The organism is Scytonema hofmannii PCC 7110, from assembly GCF_000346485.2.
GTDB lineage: Bacteria > Cyanobacteriota > Cyanobacteriia > Cyanobacteriales > Nostocaceae > Scytonema > Scytonema hofmannii.
Window position 1 is genome coordinate 11064610 of the sequence record NZ_KQ976354.1, and the last position, 16492, is coordinate 11081101.

At 44.3% G+C, this 16492-nt stretch carries 13 protein-coding genes; 6 read left to right on the forward strand and 7 right to left on the reverse strand.

Annotated elements, in window-relative coordinates; genetic code table 11:
- Positions 1-158: 158 nt before the first annotated feature.
- Entirely contained in the window at positions 159-1622 is a 1464-nt protein-coding gene (locus WA1_RS46580; RefSeq protein WP_017744936.1) for a YncE family protein, read from the reverse strand.
- A gap of 477 nt (positions 1623-2099) precedes the next feature.
- Between WA1_RS46580 and WA1_RS46585 the strand changes: the two genes are divergently transcribed.
- The 6 genes from WA1_RS46585 (at position 2100) to WA1_RS46610 (ending at position 9839) form a co-directional block, all read left to right on the forward strand.
- Positions 2100-2792: a response regulator transcription factor gene (locus tag WA1_RS46585; RefSeq protein ID WP_026134827.1), complete on the forward strand. Its 693-nt coding sequence runs from the start codon at positions 2100-2102 to the stop codon at positions 2790-2792.
- Positions 2792-4237 carry a sensor histidine kinase gene (locus WA1_RS46590; protein WP_017744938.1) on the forward strand — a complete coding sequence of 482 codons (1446 nt, stop codon included), beginning with the start codon at positions 2792-2794 and terminating at the stop codon, positions 4235-4237. Before WA1_RS46585 ends, WA1_RS46590 begins: the two co-directional genes overlap by 1 nt.
- A gap of 315 nt (positions 4238-4552) precedes the next feature.
- The gene (locus tag WA1_RS46595) at positions 4553-7948 is read left to right on the forward strand and encodes a phycobilisome rod-core linker polypeptide (protein ID WP_017744939.1); all 3396 of its coding nucleotides are present in this window, start codon (positions 4553-4555) and stop codon (positions 7946-7948) included.
- 428 nt (positions 7949-8376) lie between these two features.
- A complete protein-coding gene (apcA, locus tag WA1_RS46600) occupies positions 8377-8862 on the forward strand; it encodes an allophycocyanin subunit alpha (RefSeq protein ID WP_017744940.1) in 486 nt (161 codons plus the stop codon).
- 65 nt (positions 8863-8927) lie between these two features.
- Complete coding sequence (apcB, locus tag WA1_RS46605; protein ID WP_017744941.1) at positions 8928-9416, forward strand: allophycocyanin subunit beta; 489 nt, start codon at positions 8928-8930, stop codon at positions 9414-9416.
- Positions 9417-9632: 216 nt separating this feature from the next.
- On the forward strand, positions 9633-9839 hold the full coding sequence (locus WA1_RS46610) for a phycobilisome linker polypeptide (protein ID WP_017744942.1): 207 nt from the start codon (positions 9633-9635) through the stop codon (positions 9837-9839).
- A 136-nt stretch (positions 9840-9975) separates the two neighbouring features.
- On the opposite strand, the gene WA1_RS46615 is transcribed toward WA1_RS46610, so the two are convergent.
- The 6 genes from WA1_RS46615 to WA1_RS46640 all read right to left on the reverse strand — a co-directional run bounded on the left by WA1_RS46615 (position 9976) and on the right by WA1_RS46640 (position 16467).
- Positions 9976-10173, reverse strand: coding sequence for a type II toxin-antitoxin system HicB family antitoxin (locus tag WA1_RS46615; RefSeq protein ID WP_017744943.1), 198 nt, complete (start codon positions 10171-10173; stop codon positions 9976-9978).
- A gap of 102 nt (positions 10174-10275) precedes the next feature.
- Complete coding sequence (locus WA1_RS46620) at positions 10276-11454, reverse strand: ABC transporter permease (RefSeq protein WP_017744944.1); 1179 nt, start codon at positions 11452-11454, stop codon at positions 10276-10278.
- A 15-nt stretch (positions 11455-11469) separates the two neighbouring features.
- A complete protein-coding gene (locus WA1_RS46625; RefSeq protein WP_017744945.1) occupies positions 11470-12708 on the reverse strand; it encodes an efflux RND transporter periplasmic adaptor subunit in 1239 nt (412 codons plus the stop codon).
- A 79-nt stretch (positions 12709-12787) separates the two neighbouring features.
- Positions 12788-14002 (reverse strand): glycosyltransferase family A protein, encoded by a 1215-nt coding sequence (locus tag WA1_RS46630; protein WP_017744946.1) that lies wholly within the window; start codon positions 14000-14002, stop codon positions 12788-12790.
- A gap of 146 nt (positions 14003-14148) precedes the next feature.
- On the reverse strand, positions 14149-15282 hold the full coding sequence (locus WA1_RS46635; RefSeq protein ID WP_017744947.1) for a glycosyltransferase family 2 protein: 1134 nt from the start codon (positions 15280-15282) through the stop codon (positions 14149-14151).
- Between the two features lie 12 nt (positions 15283-15294).
- Positions 15295-16467: a glycosyltransferase family 2 protein gene (locus WA1_RS46640; RefSeq protein WP_017744948.1), complete on the reverse strand. Its 1173-nt coding sequence runs from the start codon at positions 16465-16467 to the stop codon at positions 15295-15297.
- Positions 16468-16492 lie beyond the last annotated feature (25 nt).

Consider the following 16492-nt stretch of genomic DNA (forward strand, 5'->3'; position numbering starts at 1 on the left):
CTCGGACAACTATCTTGATCCCCCTTAGACTATAAGTCTAGACGGCAGTTGCTTCAACTGGTAGTTACCACAAGCTAGTACTACTACCTTGGAGATACAAACAAAGCCTGCTCGCGCAGGCTTAATTTTATTATTTCAAAAAATTTGTTAATACTGTATCAACAACACGGTTCAAGCATAACCAAAACTGATTCGTTTAGGGGATTTTGAGAGTTTCTAGGTGAAACGACTAGTTTGTTCTTGTTGACTCCCGAACGGGTTATTAGCTCTAGTCTTTCCCTGAGTGTCCCAGTAGCTTGACCCATTCCGTTTCCTTTAGCATCAGTTTGTAAGGCAGTAATGATTTCTGGTGAACGGTTATCGTCCACAAGATACAATCCATATTCTTGATTGGGCAAGAGTTCCATAACTAATATATCCAATCCATCTAAATAACCGAGAGAGCGAATCGTCACATTACCCATCGCTTTACCTTGCTTTGGTGATTTGAGCCCTATATTGAGGGTAAGGTTTTCCTTGGGGGATTGAAGATTTTCTCGACCTTCACCTTTAGGAACGGCATTAGAGACGTAAACCAGCGCTTGCGGCATATAACCAACAGGTATGCGCTCGATCCGTTGCTGCGCTATAGTGTCAATCACATCAACGGCATCTCCATTTTCCAGTCCCACGTACACTCGCGTACCGTCATCCGAAGACCAAATTCCATGCGGTAATTGGCCAACGGGAATTGTTGCAACTAGGTTAGGATTTGTACCGCGCTGATAGACTTTTACATGATTCAGCCCACCTACAGTAACATAAGCGAACTTACCTTTGCTGTTATCAGCGAAGTTGACATGATTTGTGATTGGACCTGTTTCTAGAGTTGTCTTAACCGTTAAGCTCTGAGTATCAAGAATGCTAACTTTTCCAATGTCCTTATGGGTAAACCAAACCTCTCCACCATCAGGAGTAACTGCCACATTTGGACAAAATGGGCTGACAACAGGAATTCGCTTCTCCACTTTGTAAGAACGTGTATTTACTACATCAAATTCTGGTGTAAAGCTAGAGCAAACAAAAGCTCGACTTCCATCGGGGCTAAACATAAGCATACCAGGACCATTTGCCACTTTGACTTGGCGTATCTCTTTCAATGCTTTAGGGTCGATAACAGAGATGTAGTCTTCACCACGTACAGTAACCCACAGTTCTTGTCCGTTAGGAGTGAAGAAGCCTTCGTGTGGTGAACGCCCCAGGTAAATTGTTCCTTTAATGGCATTGGTTGCTGTATCAATTAGTGTGACAGCATTAGAACCAGTTGAAATGACAGCCAACGTCCGATGATCTGGTGAGAAGCCCAAGCCATGAACGTTTAATTCTCCTTTATACAAAGGGCTGAGAACATTGGGGCGAGGATTTCCTAAAGTAATTCGCCCCACAAGAGTATTGGTTGCTGGGTTAATGACAGAAACTGTATTGGAGGATTGATCGGCGGTGTAGACGCGATCGGAAATTGGTATCTCTACTGAAGGAGAAACTGCTTTTACTGATTGAAGAAAAGTAGTCTCTATAACTAAAGCTATTAGTAAAGAAACGAGCAGTATGCAGACAAACAGTGTTTTCTTAAGCACCCACATAGATGAACATCCTCTAAATTGATGACGACTGCTCATTCTAATACAAAAGTTTTAAAAATCTGTGAATCTGTTGTCAAAGAAAAAAGAGCGTTTTATATCTCTTTAACCAATACTGTAAGGGTTCTCGAATATTAGGTTGGGTTGAGGAACGAAACCCAACAAACACATTTTTATTTTTTCCGCAAAACCTACGCAGTCTTGACTCTTCAACAAATTGCTAAGGATTCACACATTTTTAATATCTATCAATCAAAATGAAGCTCAAAGCAACAAATGGAACTTTGACTTATTAATAAAGGAAATTACAAATACCTATGGATAGTTACGGTGTTTTGGAGCAATTACTCAGAAATCCACAGAGAAAATGCGCTTATGGCATCCTACTACTTTGCTTAAATACTGAATACAATCTTGTCTATTCACTCAAAACACAGGAAGATGATAAAAGTACAAGGCTTAAGTATCTTAAATAAGACTATGGTAGCCACTCCGAGTGTGCTAATTATTGAAGATGATACCAGTCTTCAAGAAACGGTGCAGCTTTACATTGAGCAAGAAGGATGGCGCTGTCTAAGGGCTATCAATGGTTATGAGGGCATTGCTCAAGTTCAACGTTTTCATCCAGATATAGTAGTATTAGATATTATGTTGCCTGATGTTAACGGTTTTCAAATATGCCAACAAATACGAACATCAGGTTACTTCATGCCTGTTTTGATGCTAACAGCACGAGCAGAAGAAAGCGATCGCCTTCAGGGACTGGCAATCGGTGCAGACGACTATCTTATCAAACCGTTCAGCGCAAAGGAACTCGTTGCACGAATAAAAGCCCTGCTACGACGGGCATACACACAAGGTTATTGTGATGTCATACGCAAGCGTGGTATTGTAGTTGACTGCGAACAGCACCATGCATACCTCAAAGGGAAGTTGTTGGATTTGCGTGGCAAAGAATTTGACTTGTTAGCTCAGTTAGCTTCTTCGCCGGGACGTGCTTACACTCGTGAAGAACTGCTAGAGCGAGTTTGGGGATATGATTTTGAGGGCGATGTCAGGATTGTAGATGTTTACATTCGCAAGTTAAGGGAAAAAATTGAATTAAACTCAGCGCATCCTGAATATATTCAAACTGTTTGGGGAGTTGGTTATCGCTTTCAAGTGAGCGAATAATGAAACTGTTGCAAAGCGTTTCTACCAGATTAACACTCACTCTACTAAGCGTAACTCTAGGTAGTTTTGTTGCATTTTCCTTTACTTTGGATACAGCACTGAAGCAGTTTTTTGTTCAGGATGCTCAAGCAAGTTTGAAGCAGCAAGCAAATGCTTTGGCGACCCAAGCACAAATCAACCAGAACAATTTTAGTATTGTCAATCAGCTTGCTGGCTTAACTAGCCAACAAGGAAAAGTACAAGTTGTTGTTTTTTATAATACTACAGAGGTAAGGATAATTAGCCAGGGAGTACAAGATTCTCGTCCTGTCAAGATACCTTCTGATTTAGTCCTCAAAACTTTAGCAGGTGTAGCTCAAAGGGGTAGTTTGCAGGTGGAGGGAGATTCTCACTACCCTTGGTGGCTCTACAGTACAACCCCTATTCGAGATGTGACCAGTAACCAAGTTGTAGGAGCAGTTTATGTTGCTATGCCTCTGAGACGTCCCAGACAATTTGCCCAACAAGTCAAAGGACTGGTGATGGGAATGGCAATTGTTGCTGTGACCGTCGCTGTAACTGCTGGCTTGCTCCTCTCGCGAACTTTGACCAATCCCTTGCAAGTTCTTCATCGTCAAGCACGACAGTTAGAAGCAGGTGATTATACCGCTCGCTCTGCTTTAAAAGGTAACGATGAACTTGCTCAGCTGAGTCGTTTACTCGACCAAATGACACACAAGCTCATGCAGACGCTCATGGCTCTTCAAGCACAAGAAACAGCGCGTCGAGAATTAGTAGCAAACGTTTCTCATGATTTGCGAACTCCACTGACGAGCTTGCGTTTGGGGTTGGAAGCAGTAATTGATGGTATGGTAACCGGAGATAAAGCGCTCAATTATCTGAAACGTTCTTGTCGTGAGACAGACTATCTCTCTCACCTGGTAGAGCGGTTGCTTCTGCTATCTAAAGTTGATGCAGGACAACTCCAGATTCAACCTCAAGCAGTTTCCGTTGTGGCGATCGCTCAAGAATGTATTTTCCGGATGCAGCCCTCTGCCATGCAAGCAGATTTAAAACTAGAGCTATGTGTTACTTCCCCTGTACCTACCATTTGGGTCGATCCAGAGCTAACAGGACAAGTCATCCTTAGCTTGCTTGATAATGCTATTAAATACGCTCCTAACTCTCAAGTTGTACATTTGAATGTCCTGGCACCTGTGGAGATCGAGCAGCATCAGTATGTTCCTTTACAAGTACAAGATTACGGGCAGGGTATAACACCAGAATTACTTAAGCGCGTGACAGAGCGTTTTTATCGAGGGGATAATGCTCGACCAAGAGGGGGGTTTGGTTTAGGGCTAGCAATTGCCCACCAAGTTTGTCAACTTCAGGCTTGCCCTTTAAAAATTGAAAGTGAAGAAGGACAAGGAACCGTTGTCACTCTTTTGTTGCCTGTTGTGGAATAGCAGTTATGGACAATGGGGAATGCAGGAAGAAATAATATTTTAATACTTTTTTACAAAAGTTCAACGAGTTCTCAGAGAGGTTGGAGTGACTGCTTTATAGTTTGATACAAAAGAACTATAGTTTCTACACACTTCTTAATAAAGCCCCTGATAAAACGCAAAACGTTCTAATCTAAAAGCTGACTGGGTTAATTTTTTCTGGCAGTCTTTGTCTTTAAGGCGGCACTCTTTAGGCATAACAACACGCCCGTGTCAAGCCTAGAGCAACCCAGACTTAACACAAGAAAAAATTATGATGGGAGTTTTACAAATCCGATGAGTGTTAAGGCAAGTGGTGGAAGCTCAGTTGCGCGTCCGCAACTATATCAAACCCTAGCTGTATCAACAATTTCCCAAGCAGAGCAACAAGATCGCTTTCTGGGTGCTGGGGAACTCAATGAACTGGCAAATTATTTTGCATCGGGTGTGAAGCGTCTAGAAATCGCCCAGACGCTCACGGACAATTCCGAGATTATTGTCTCTCGCGCTGCCAACCGGATTTTCGTCGGTGGTTCACCAATGTCTTTCTTAGAAAAGCCAAGGGAACCTGAGATGGCGGCGGTTGCTGCATCTGGGGATGTACGAGAAAGCATGAAGTTGGGAACTGTCACCTATGTTGAATCTCGTGGTGGTTTCTTAGAAAACTTACGCTCTATCTTTAACTCCTCTCCGGGTGCTCCAGTTCCTCCGGGTTTTCGACCCATCAACGTTGCCCGTTATGGTCCAGCAAACATGGCGAAGAGTTTGCGGGACTTATCGTGGTTTTTGCGCTACGTGACTTATGCGATTGTGGCTGGTGACCCCAACATTATTGCTGTAAATACCCGTGGTTTGCGAGAAATTATTGAAAACGCTTGTTCCGGTGAAGCGACAATTGTGGCTTTGCAGGAAATGAAAATCGCAGCGCTTTCTTATTTCCGCAAAAATCCAGAAGGTACAGACATCGTGTCTCAGTACATGGATGTTTTGATTACAGAATTTAAAGCACCCAGCCCTTCTAATAAATTACGTCAACGTCCTTCCAGTGACCAACAGGGTCTGGAACTGCCACAAATTTACTTTAATGCGGCAGAACGGCGTCCTAAGTTTGTGATGAAGCCCGGATTGTCAGCAACAGAAAAAACCGAAGTCGTAAAAGCGGCTTATCGGCAAATTTTTGAGCGTGATATTACTCGTGCTTACGGTCAGTCCATTTCTTACCTGGAATCTCAGGTGAAAAATGGCACCCTCTCAATGAAAGAGTTTGTCCGCCGCCTGGGCAAATCTCCACTTTATCAAAAACAGTTTTTCCTCCCCTTTATTAACAGTCGCGCCCTAGAACTTGCTTTCCGTCACTTTTTAGGACGAGGACCAAGTAGCCGAGAAGAAGTACAAAAGTACTTTGATATCGTTTCTAGAGGTGGTCTATCGGCTCTCATTGATGCTTTGGTAGATTCTGAAGAATACAGCGATTACTTTGGTGAGGAAACCGTACCCTACCTCCGGGGTTTGGGTCAAGAAGCCCAAGAATGTCGCAACTGGGGACCGCAGCAAGACCTGTTTAACTACAGCGCACCTTTCCGCAAAGTTCCTCAGTTTATTACACTGTTCGCTGACTACGAACAACCACTACCTGACCAGCATCCATATGGTTCCGGTAACGACCCATTGGAAATTCAGTTTGGGGCAATCTTCCCGAAAGAAACTCGGAACCCAAGCAACCGTCCTGCTCCTTTTGGTAAAGATACTAAACGCATCCTGATTCACTCTGGACCTGGTATCAACAACCAAAATAGCAATCCGAGAGCCAGAGGTCAATTCCCCGGTAGTCTGGGACCAAAGGTATTCCGTTTGGATCAACTACCCGGTACAAGAGGTAAAAAAGCACCCACGGGAACCAGTGTTAAGTTCTCGGAAAGCTCTACTCAAGCGGTGATTCGAGGTGCTTACCTGCAAGTGTTTGGTCGCGACGTTTACGAAGGTCAGCGTCTGAAAGTAGCGGAAATTAAGCTGGAAAACGGTGAAATTCCCGTTCGGGAGTTTGTCCGTGCTTTGGCTAAGTCGGACTTGTTCCGCAAGATGTACTGGACTTCGCTTTATGTATGTAAGGCAATTGAGTACATCCACCGTCGTTTGTTAGGTCGTCCCACTTACGGTCGTCAGGAAAATAATAAGTACTTTGATATTGCCTCGAAGAAAGGTTTCTATGCTGTCGTTGATGCCATTATCGATAGCCTAGAGTATAACGAGGCATTTGGTGAAGATACTGTTCCCTACGAACGTTATCTGACTCCTAGCGGGACTGCTTTACGGAAACTGCGTATTGGCAGTATTGGCGAGGATATTGGTGTCAGGGTTGACAAGGGAGAAACCCCACGCTTTGTGGAATTGGGTGCTGTTAAACAAATGCGGACAGAACCAGATATTCAGTTCCGCATTAACCAAGGTGTTAGCAAAAAGCGCGAGCAAACGAAAGTCTTTAAGTTGGTAGCAGCTACGAGCGATAAAGTTTCTGTAGAAACTATTATCGGCGCGGCATACCGCCAGGTTTTCGAGCGCAATATTGAGCCTTACATCGCCCAAAACGAATTTTCGGGTTTAGAAAGTAAGTTGGGTAACGGGGAAATTTCTGTTAAGGAATTTATTGAAGGTTTGGGGAATTCTCAACTTTACTTGAAAGAGTTCTATACTCCTTATCCCAATACTAAGGTGATTGAACTAGGAACCAAGCATTTCCTGGGAAGAGCACCGCTTGACCAAGCAGAAATTCGCAAGTACAACCAACTACTGGCAACTCAAGGTTTGCGTGCATTTATTGGGGCGCTGCTGAGTTCTCAGGAATACCTGCAAGCTTTTGGTGAGGATACAGTCCCATACAACCGCTTCCCAACCTTGCCTGCAGCTAACTTCCCGAATACACAGAAACTGTACAACCAGCTAACCAAGCAAACTAAGGATATAGTTGTCCCCAGTTTTGATACCGTACAACCGCGTATCAGTAGCGACAAGACACCGATTTTAGCGAAAGCGATCGCAGATTTGGCAGCGAAAGGTCGTGAAATCGATGGGAGCAAGCCACGGTTTGTTGAACTGGGTCGTTCTTTTAATGATGGACGCGGACAGTCAGTGGAAGTTGGTGTAGGTACAACTCGCCGCAAGCCAGCACGCATTTACCGCTTTACAGTTGGCACAACCCAAGGCGAAATACAGCAGGTTATCAACGCTATTTACGTTCAGGTGATGGATGTGTTTAGCGGTCAAGTTCCTGCCAACTTCCGCCGGACTAACTTGGAAAGCCGACTGCGGAATGGTGAAATTTCTGTACGAGAGTTTGTTCGCGAACTGGCAAGTTCAGAAATTTATCGCCAGCGCTTCTACACCCCCTATCCCAACACCAAAGTTATTGAGTTCCTCTTCCGTCATATTTTGGGACGCGCACCAGCAACCCAGGCGGAAATTCGCACCTACAACAAACTGTTAGCTGATAGCGGTTTGAAAGTTGCTGTGGAGGCGATCGTCAATAGTGCCGAGTACTCTCGGTACTTTGGTGAAGACGTAGTACCTTACCCACGCTACCCATCCCTACCTGCAGGTAACTACCTGGGTAGTGTGAAGGCAGCCGCTGACCTAGTGAAGCAATCTTGGTCTAGCCTATCTCCTGCTGTGCTGACAGGACGGTCTAATTTGCGTTAAGGCAAAGGCAATGGGCAGAGGTTAGATCCCCGACTTCTTTCAGAAGTCAGGGATCTTGCAAGGCGTAGGGTGGGCACTGCCCACCAGCAACATTGAGTGGTGGGCAGTGCCCACCCTACTAGTTTGGTCAAACAAGTCATGAGTAATTAGTTGACAAATGACTAATTACTCATGGCTGAGTTTACTATTGCAATAATTCTTAATAGTTTGCTCAGATTGCAGCCGCAATCGGAAACATGAAAAAGAATATTACAAACTATTAAGAAGAGTCATAATTGCTCAACAGAATGCCCGAAAATAATTCCGGAAGGTAGATGAGTTAGAAAGCTTGTGTACGACTTGAGACACAAGCCAACTCTGTCAACCGAATCAAAGTCACACCAGTTTAACTAAAGTTCTGGTTTCATTAGTTCTGGAGGAATCCATTAATGAGTATTGTCACGAAGTCCATCGTGAATGCTGATGCAGAAGCTCGTTATCTTAGCCCAGGTGAACTGGATCGGATCAAGAGCTTTGTTACCAGTGGTGACCGTCGTCTTCGCATCGCTCAAGTGATTACAGACAATCGCGAGCGTATTGTTAAGCAAGCTGGCGATCAGTTGTTCCAAAAGCGCCCTGACGTTGTTTCGCCTGGTGGCAATGCTTACGGTCAAGAAATGACCGCAACCTGCTTGCGCGACCTAGATTATTACCTCCGTCTAGTTACCTACGGTGTTGTAGCTGGTGATGTAACACCTATCGAAGAAATCGGTGTTGTAGGCGTCCGTGAAATGTACAAGTCTCTCGGTACTCCTATCGAAGCCGTTTCTGAAGGTATCCGCGCTCTCAAGAACGTTGCTGCTACTTTGTTGTCTTCTGACGATGCAGCAGAAGCTAGCTCTTACTTCGATTACCTAGCTGGTGCTTTGCAGTAGGTGAAGTTGTTTCCCGACTCAAACAAGAAGTATTGCAATACAGTTGGAAATAAGGAATTAACAACATGGCTCAAGACGCAATTACCTCTGTCATTAATACTGCAGACGTTCAAGGTAAGTATCTCGACACTGCTGCTTTAGAAAAGCTCAGAGCTTATTTTGGAACTGGTGAACTGCGAGTACGTGCGGCTACCACCATTGCTGCTAACGCATCTGCAATCATCAAAGAAGCTGTGGCTAAGTCCCTGCTTTACTCTGATATCACCCGTCCCGGCGGTAACATGTACACCACACGTCGCTATGCTGCTTGTATCCGCGACTTGGATTACTACCTCCGCTATGCTACTTACGCTATGTTAGCTGGCGACCCATCTATCCTAGATGAGCGCGTACTCAATGGTTTGAAAGAAACCTACAACTCCTTGGGAGTACCTGTTGGTGCTACCGTACAAGCTATCCAAGCAATCAAGGAAGTCACTGCTAGCTTGGTAGGTCCTGATGCTGGTAAGGAAATGGGCGTTTACTTAGACTACATTTCCTCTGGCTTAAGCTAGGAAACAGTTTGCGCTTAAGAATTTAGGTGCGGCAACTTTAAGGACTGGAAATCAATCGTGAGTGCTAGAACGTTTGTGGCTTTTCCTAGTGCTAAGTGCTAGCGGTCTGGTATTGACGCCTGATTTCCAGCCTTTGAGTGATTAGAGAAGAATTTGCACTTTACAGAATTTTTGAGATAAAAAAGTTTCCACTTTCACTACAGGAGATCGAACACAATGTCACGGACATTTAAAATTACTGCTTGCGTACCTAGCCAAACCCGAATTCGCACTCAGCGTGAACTGCAAAACACCTACTTCACAAAGCTAGTTCCCTACGAAAACTGGTTCCGCGAACAGCAAAGAATTCAAAAAATGGGTGGCAAAATCGTTAAGGTTGAACTTGCTACTGGTAAGCAAGGTGCTAACACTGGTTTGCTGTAGTTCTTTTCAATCAGAACGATTTGTAGGGAGTTGTCAAGAGGTCAAGAAGACCTCTTTTTTGTTTTTCATAATTTGGGCAGGCAGGATGCCCACCCCACATTCTAGTATGATTCACACCAGGAAGTTGAGGCACAGCTTACACCTGGAACTCAATTTCACGAATTTCTGCGTCATGCAATCGATCTTCAAGGGCTGCTAAATATTCTCGGATTGCATCCTGAATATTCGCTAATGCTTCTTCCTCGGTATCTCCTTCAGACCAACAACCAGGAAGTGCTGGGACAGAAATGCTGATGCCCTCTTCTGAACGGTAAAGTGCTACTTTGTATTTCATCACTACCTCTTGTGAAAAGACATGATTTCAGAGTAGCTTAGGATTTACGATATTAGCTCCAATCAAGAGGCTTTAGGATCTGCAAGTTGCATATGAAAGCAATTACTCTGAGCGTAGGGCTTTAACTGGGTCAAGATGGCTGGCTCGCAACGCAGGGGGTAAACCAGCGCCCACCCCCACCAGTAGCGCCGATCCCAATGCCAGTGCTGCGATCTTATTGTCAAACTGATAGGGCAAGTTCAAGGTATTGGTAACTACAATCGTCAATCCATGCACCGCCCCAAGACCTACTGTTCCTCCTATAAGACTCAAAAGCGCCGCTTCCAAAATAAACTGCAGCATGATTTCTTGCTGGGTTGCGCCCAAAGCTCGTCTCAAACCAATTTCAGTGGTTCGTTCCGTCACTGAGGCAATCATAATATTCGCAATTCCAACACCGCCAACCAGCAACGCGATCGCTCCCACCACAGTCAGTCCCTGGGACGCCATCTCAAGAGTTTGCTGCTGCTGTAGGATATCTGAGACATTGTTCCAAGACTTAAATTTTTGACCGGGGAATCGCTTCTGTAGCAGTTCTTTAGCTTGCTGGCTCAAAGCGTCTACATCTTCAAGTTTGTAGGGACGCATTTGGATGCTACCAATGTCGCGGCTACCGGTTAGGGCATTGTAAACAGACATCGGTACATAGAGTTGACCTGCGGGAGGTGCATTAATATCAAGACTAGTCGTCACCACCCCCACAACGATATAAGGTCTGTTCCCAGCATAAATCATCTTACCTAGAGCCGTTTGCCCACCGAAAAGTTGTTCTGCCAGCAGTTGGTCGATAACAGCCACAGGGCGGTAGTTAGCAAAATCTTTAGCCGTAAAGAATCGCCCCGACACTAATGCTTTTCCTGAAGTCAGCAAAAAATCTTGAGAAACAGGTGACATGGGCGGAGCAAACTCCTTGTCCTGAAATAAAGTTGGCGTAGGACCAGCCCAATTAAAAGAACTAATTGCCCGCAAGCCCACCATCCGCTCGCGTAAGAATTCCATGTCTTCCAACTTGAGTTGGGTAGTACGACCACCATCCCTATTGGGGTATACTGAAACCTGAGGTGCGCCTCGCTTTGCCAGCTCCTGAGCAATTACAGCCCGACTAATGTTACCGACTTGAAGCGTAGCGCTGACAGCAGCCACACCCATAAACACCCCTAGAGTCGTCAGTGTAGAACGCAAAGGGTTACTACCTAAGGAGCGAAAGGTGATATCCAGTAAGTCTAAAGGTGAAAGACCCATAATAATCGCTTTGCTTCAACTTTTGACTGGTGTTCCTGGCTTTAATTGCGACTGGGGGGGTGGCACTATGACCTGTTCGCCAGTACGTAACCCAGAAGTTACTTCTATGGTCACTAATCCCTCTAATCCGAGGTTGATGGTTCGTTTTTGGGCTTTATTTTGACTATCCCGAATCCACACAAAGGGATGCGTGTCAGAGCGTTGAATAGCTTCTGTGTCTAAAACAACTACGTTTTCTTGTTGCTCTAAAACAATCTCAACATTCACTCGGCTACCAGGGAGCAGCGTGCGAGTCGGGGTATCAAGCCGCACTATTGCAGGTACCGTGGCTTGAGTAGATTGGTTTTGACTGCCACCCTCCTGTTTCTGAGTTTCTTCAGGTGTAAGTGCTTGAGGATACAAACTTTGTACGTATCCACTGAATGTTTGTGGATTAGGTCCGATCGCACTGACACGGGTAACTTGGTTGACTCGAACTCGACTAGCGTTGAGGGTAGAAAGCTGGAGCTTTACCCGTACTTGCTTGGGGTCACCTAGGGTGAGCAGATTAGTCCTTAACTCAACCCCATCACCGTCCTTAACATTGACACCCAGAACTACGCCATTCAGTGGTGCAGTTACAGTAGCGTCTTGGAGTTGCTGCTGAATGACTTGGCGATCCAGCTTCAGACTCTGTAGTTCAAAAGTAGTTTCACCAGCTTCTTGTTGAGCATCTCGCAGGTTAGCCAGAGCTTCGCGGACTTTGTCTTCCTGCGCTAGGAAGAGTTGTCTTGCGATCGCTCCTTCTTTCATCAAAGGGGTCAGTTTCTGGAGTTCCCGTTCCTCAGCTATTAGCTTTTCCTGAGACTCAGTAATTTTCTGCTGGCTGCGTACTAGCTTAAGTTTCTCTTGCTGAATCTGCAACTGTTGCTTGGCAAGAGCAATTTTTCGCTCGGGGTAGCGCAGGGTGAGTAGTACTTGACCAGCCCTGACGTTGTCCCCTGGCTTGACTAGTACCCGATCAACTGCACCCTCTGTTGGTGACTTGAGAACTCGTTGTTCGCGCAGTTCAACAGTACCACTCTCTGTAACTGTGGTTTCAACATTGCCTCGCTTTACAGTGAGCAAGCGTACTGCCACTGGCTCGGGAGGTTGATTCATAACTAGGAAATAAGTCAGCCAGCCACTGACACCGACAAAAGCCAGAGCTACTGGCCAAGCTAGCCATTGAACTCCGGTTTTAAATTTATTTTTTTCCTTATGCCAGATCGCCATCGCTTCATCCAGTCAGTTTGCAGTTCACTACAAGCGAGTGCAGCCTAAGGCGCTCACCTCACGTTAATGTTAGAAAACCTCATGGTCCCAGGTCGAACACAATCAGGCGACTGTTGTGCAAAACGCAACGGAAATTTGAACTGAGATAATTTCTCAGTTGAGAGTAGTAATCAAGCCACCAGAACGCTGGCCAACCGATGACCATGAAGCTTGCTCCTTCTTGACGCATTCGTTCCATTTCTCGGATAGCAGTTTGGTCATCAGGTGGATATCCCCAGTACTGACCCTCATGTTCGAGAAAGGGAAGAGCGCAGAATTCTAGTAAAATATCCTCACCCCATTGATTTTCATCAACCAAAATAAAACGCTTCCCTGTAGGAATCACGGCTACAATTTCCTGAATGGCAATTCGCAGTCGTTCCGACCAACTCAGATTGAGTTCGGGTACCAGCCCAGACGTACACTCACTGCGGCGCATACTGATGTACAACAGGCGATCTGATAGCCATCGACGATAGGATGCACTCTCTGCACGCGGTGACTGTAGCAGATAGGCGATCGCATCAGTACGTTCTGCCATCACAGCCAGCGCTCCTATTCCTCCAGGGGAGTGAAAGCTAACCTGGGAATCCTGTTCGACATGGAATCGGACTTGAGCCAGTTCTTTAGCAATAAAGACGAAATCGAATTGCGCTGCCATCCGCAAGTATAAGTTCAAATCTAGCAAGTACTTAGTGTGAGTTAGGTCGAAGCCGCCAACTTCTCTTAGTGCATCAGCGCGAAACATGACCGCTGAGGTACGCAGAATCCATTTTCGCCCATCAACAATTTGATGGATGAACTCTATACCGGAGACTAGCCCTTGTGGTAACTTATCTGACAGCTCTGTACCTGCCACTTGCAGTGTAACACCGTTCATATTAATAAATTCGGCTTGGGCAGCTGAGAGTCCAGTCTGTGGATGGTTGTCTAATGCTAGAACAGATTCGTGGATGAAGTTGGGCAGCAGTACATCATCGTCTGACAAAATGCTTAGATAGGGGCTAGAGTTGAGTTCAACAGTCCTCTGCCAATTGCCAAATATTCCAATGTTGCTTTCATTACGTACATAAGCGATACGCGAATCTTCAAATGAGCGAACAACTGCTTCCGTATCATCGCTAGAAGCATTATCTAATACAAGAACTTGAAAATCAGGATAGTCCTGTGCCAGTGCGCTTTCAAGACTAATTTTGAGTAACTTCGAGCGATTGTAGGTTGGAATTGCTATGGTAACTTTGGTTTTAGGTAACATTTTGTTTTTACTCACCTCTCTTTGTTAATAACGCCCAGATATACCACTCCTAAATCATCTGTAAAATGCGATCTTCTCTCTTTTCTTAGCGCTCTTTGCGTCTTTGCGGTTCATAATTATACAACTCAAATAGGACTGCTATAGTATCAAGCGGCTAACCGCAAATCAAACACAACCAAGCGATCGCAATCCAAAACACAGCGAAACTTGCTACGCAAATAGCTAGCAAATTTAGCATAGTAGTCAAACCACCAAAAAGCTGGCCATGCAAACACGATGAAACTTGCGCCTTCACGGTGCAGTCGCTCAAATTCCTGAATTGCTATAGTATCGTCACTAGGAGGTCCCCAATACACACCCTCTTTTTCTAAAAAAGGAATCGCTTGGCAATTTTCAAGTAGCTGATGATGACCCAATTCGTCCATGTCAACTAAAATATAATTCTGCCCTTGTGCAATCAAAGCTCCTAAGTCTTTTCCTAACTTGACCATACTCTGAAGATAGTTGTAACAAGAATCTTCCCTATATTCAAATGCACCATTAACTTTAATGCCTTGTTTCTGTAAATATTCCCTTAGAACTTTCTCTTCATAATAATAGTGGTTAAGTCGCCAGCTATAAGTCCGCTTATTTGTACCATTACGACCGTGAATGCGGTATAGTGACTGATAGTCATTAATGCGTTTTATACTGCCAGAAAAAGGAGCTAAAAAGCCCAGGTATGATTCTGCATTTAATCGATAGTTCTCTTCAGGCATAGGTAAAATTTTCTCTAAATACCTGCGTAACCAAACGTTCCCACTGGTAGGTGGAAAAATATGACCTTCGATACCATATTTAAGCTGCTCGTTATACAAATTTCCTTCTGGCAAAATATCTTCACAATCAATTTTTTCTAGTAAGTTGCTATCAACATCAATGACACGCAAAGGCCAATGAACCTTAACTGCGTGTGGGTCATTTTGCAATATTTGAACTGCTTTTTCAATACCACTCGGTAGCAAAACATCATCTGAATCTAAGAAGCATATAACCTCACCACCACTAGTAGCAAAACCCGTATTGAATGCAGAAGCTTGTCCACCGTTCTCTTTTAATATGGGGACAATTTTGTCTCCATAACTGGCAATAATTTGTTGTGAGTTATCGGTTGAACCATCATCAACCACAATGATTTCTGTAGGCTGATAGCTTTGATTTAGAGCACTGTCAATTGCCTCAGGCAGAAAACGTCCATAATTATAATTGGTAATGATGATACTGGCTAGAGTTTTTTGCATATACTTTTTCTTTTACCGTAAGCCAAACACAATGACACAATCGTTTTTTAATAAGTAAGGAAACTTTTGACGCAAATAGTCATAAAATCCCGTAAAGTACTCCAGCCACCAAAAAGCAGTCCAAAGGAAGACAATTGCACAGACACCAGTTTGGTGCAATCGCTCAAATTCTTGAATTGCCATATTGTCATCTGTTGGAACTCCCCAATACTGTCCATTGCGTTCGGTAAAGGGGATAGTCTGAAAATCTGTGATGATTTTGTTGCCATACAGGCAATTCTCATCAACTAAGATGAAAGATTCCTGTGGTGAGAACAGAGCTTTCAGTTCCTCCCTCAAATCATACATACGAGCAATGCGATTTCGCTCTTCAACGAAAAATAAATCTGCTGTCATTTGAGCTAGATTCCACTTTTTTTGAATCCGCTCTAACTCATTTGCGGCTTGTTGAAGATCCCATCTTCTTAAGAAATAATCTAGGTCATCAAGTTCTGGAGGAAAAGGATGCCAGAAATGAACAACAGACTTCGGTTCAAACACCACTGAGATGTTAGCTTTATACAAAGCCATGCTAGAATCAATCCAGTCTAAATAGATGACATCATCAAAAGGATTCACTCGCTCGAACACACTTCGACGGTAAAGTTGACAATGAACCTCTCCAGACAACTCTAGCGTTCGACGATGGGAACCTAAATCGAGTTGTAGATCCCCTGTAGGTGGCAAAATTTCCAACTCGATCCCATCTGTTGTTTCTACTGAACGGACTTGACCTAAGTTTGGGTCCCAGTGAATTTTAGTTGCACCCAAACGACCTTCGATAATACGAGGAATGGCTACATCAGCTGGATGTTCTTCGCAAGCCTGGATGAGATAAGATAGCCAATCTTCTTCTACGAGAACATCATTTTCGATGAAACACAAGAAATCATCATGAGAATTAGATTCCTGGAGCACTAGATTTCTTGATTGGTTGGGCATCAAATAATAATCTTTAGAAATGACTTTGACATTGCTACGTCCCTTAATCACCTGTTCTATTTGCTTCCAGTAAACTTCAGGAGTGTTGCAGTCGATCGCAATTAAATTAAAAGGAATATGCGTGCAGTCAAAAATTCGCTGCAACGATTCTGCCGCTAATGAGAACTGTTCGCGAGGAAAAAATCCAATGGTGACTGTTGGCATATTGATATTCCTAAATTGAATCTGA

What these genes read in the sequence shown, in the direction of transcription:
- WA1_RS46585 (WP_026134827.1), top strand. Translation starts at nt 2,100, where the DNA reads ATGGTAGCCACTCCGAGTGTGCTAATTATTGAAGATGATACCAGTCTT.
- WA1_RS46620 (WP_017744944.1), bottom strand. Translation starts at nt 11,454, where the DNA reads ATGGGTCTTTCACCTTTAGACTTACTGGATATCACCTTTCGCTCCTTA.
- WA1_RS46610 (WP_017744942.1), top strand. Translation starts at nt 9,633, where the DNA reads ATGTCACGGACATTTAAAATTACTGCTTGCGTACCTAGCCAAACCCGA.
- WA1_RS46580 (WP_017744936.1), bottom strand. Translation starts at nt 1,622, where the DNA reads ATGTGGGTGCTTAAGAAAACACTGTTTGTCTGCATACTGCTCGTTTCT.
- WA1_RS46595 (WP_017744939.1), top strand. Translation starts at nt 4,553, where the DNA reads ATGAGTGTTAAGGCAAGTGGTGGAAGCTCAGTTGCGCGTCCGCAACTA.
- WA1_RS46630 (WP_017744946.1), bottom strand. Translation starts at nt 14,002, where the DNA reads ATGTTACCTAAAACCAAAGTTACCATAGCAATTCCAACCTACAATCGC.
- WA1_RS46590 (WP_017744938.1), top strand. Translation starts at nt 2,792, where the DNA reads ATGAAACTGTTGCAAAGCGTTTCTACCAGATTAACACTCACTCTACTA.
- WA1_RS46635 (WP_017744947.1), bottom strand. Translation starts at nt 15,282, where the DNA reads ATGCAAAAAACTCTAGCCAGTATCATCATTACCAATTATAATTATGGA.
- apcB (WP_017744941.1), top strand. Translation starts at nt 8,928, where the DNA reads ATGGCTCAAGACGCAATTACCTCTGTCATTAATACTGCAGACGTTCAA.
- WA1_RS46625 (WP_017744945.1), bottom strand. Translation starts at nt 12,708, where the DNA reads ATGGCGATCTGGCATAAGGAAAAAAATAAATTTAAAACCGGAGTTCAA.
- WA1_RS46640 (WP_017744948.1), bottom strand. Translation starts at nt 16,467, where the DNA reads ATGCCAACAGTCACCATTGGATTTTTTCCTCGCGAACAGTTCTCATTA.
- apcA (WP_017744940.1), top strand. Translation starts at nt 8,377, where the DNA reads ATGAGTATTGTCACGAAGTCCATCGTGAATGCTGATGCAGAAGCTCGT.
- WA1_RS46615 (WP_017744943.1), bottom strand. Translation starts at nt 10,173, where the DNA reads ATGAAATACAAAGTAGCACTTTACCGTTCAGAAGAGGGCATCAGCATT.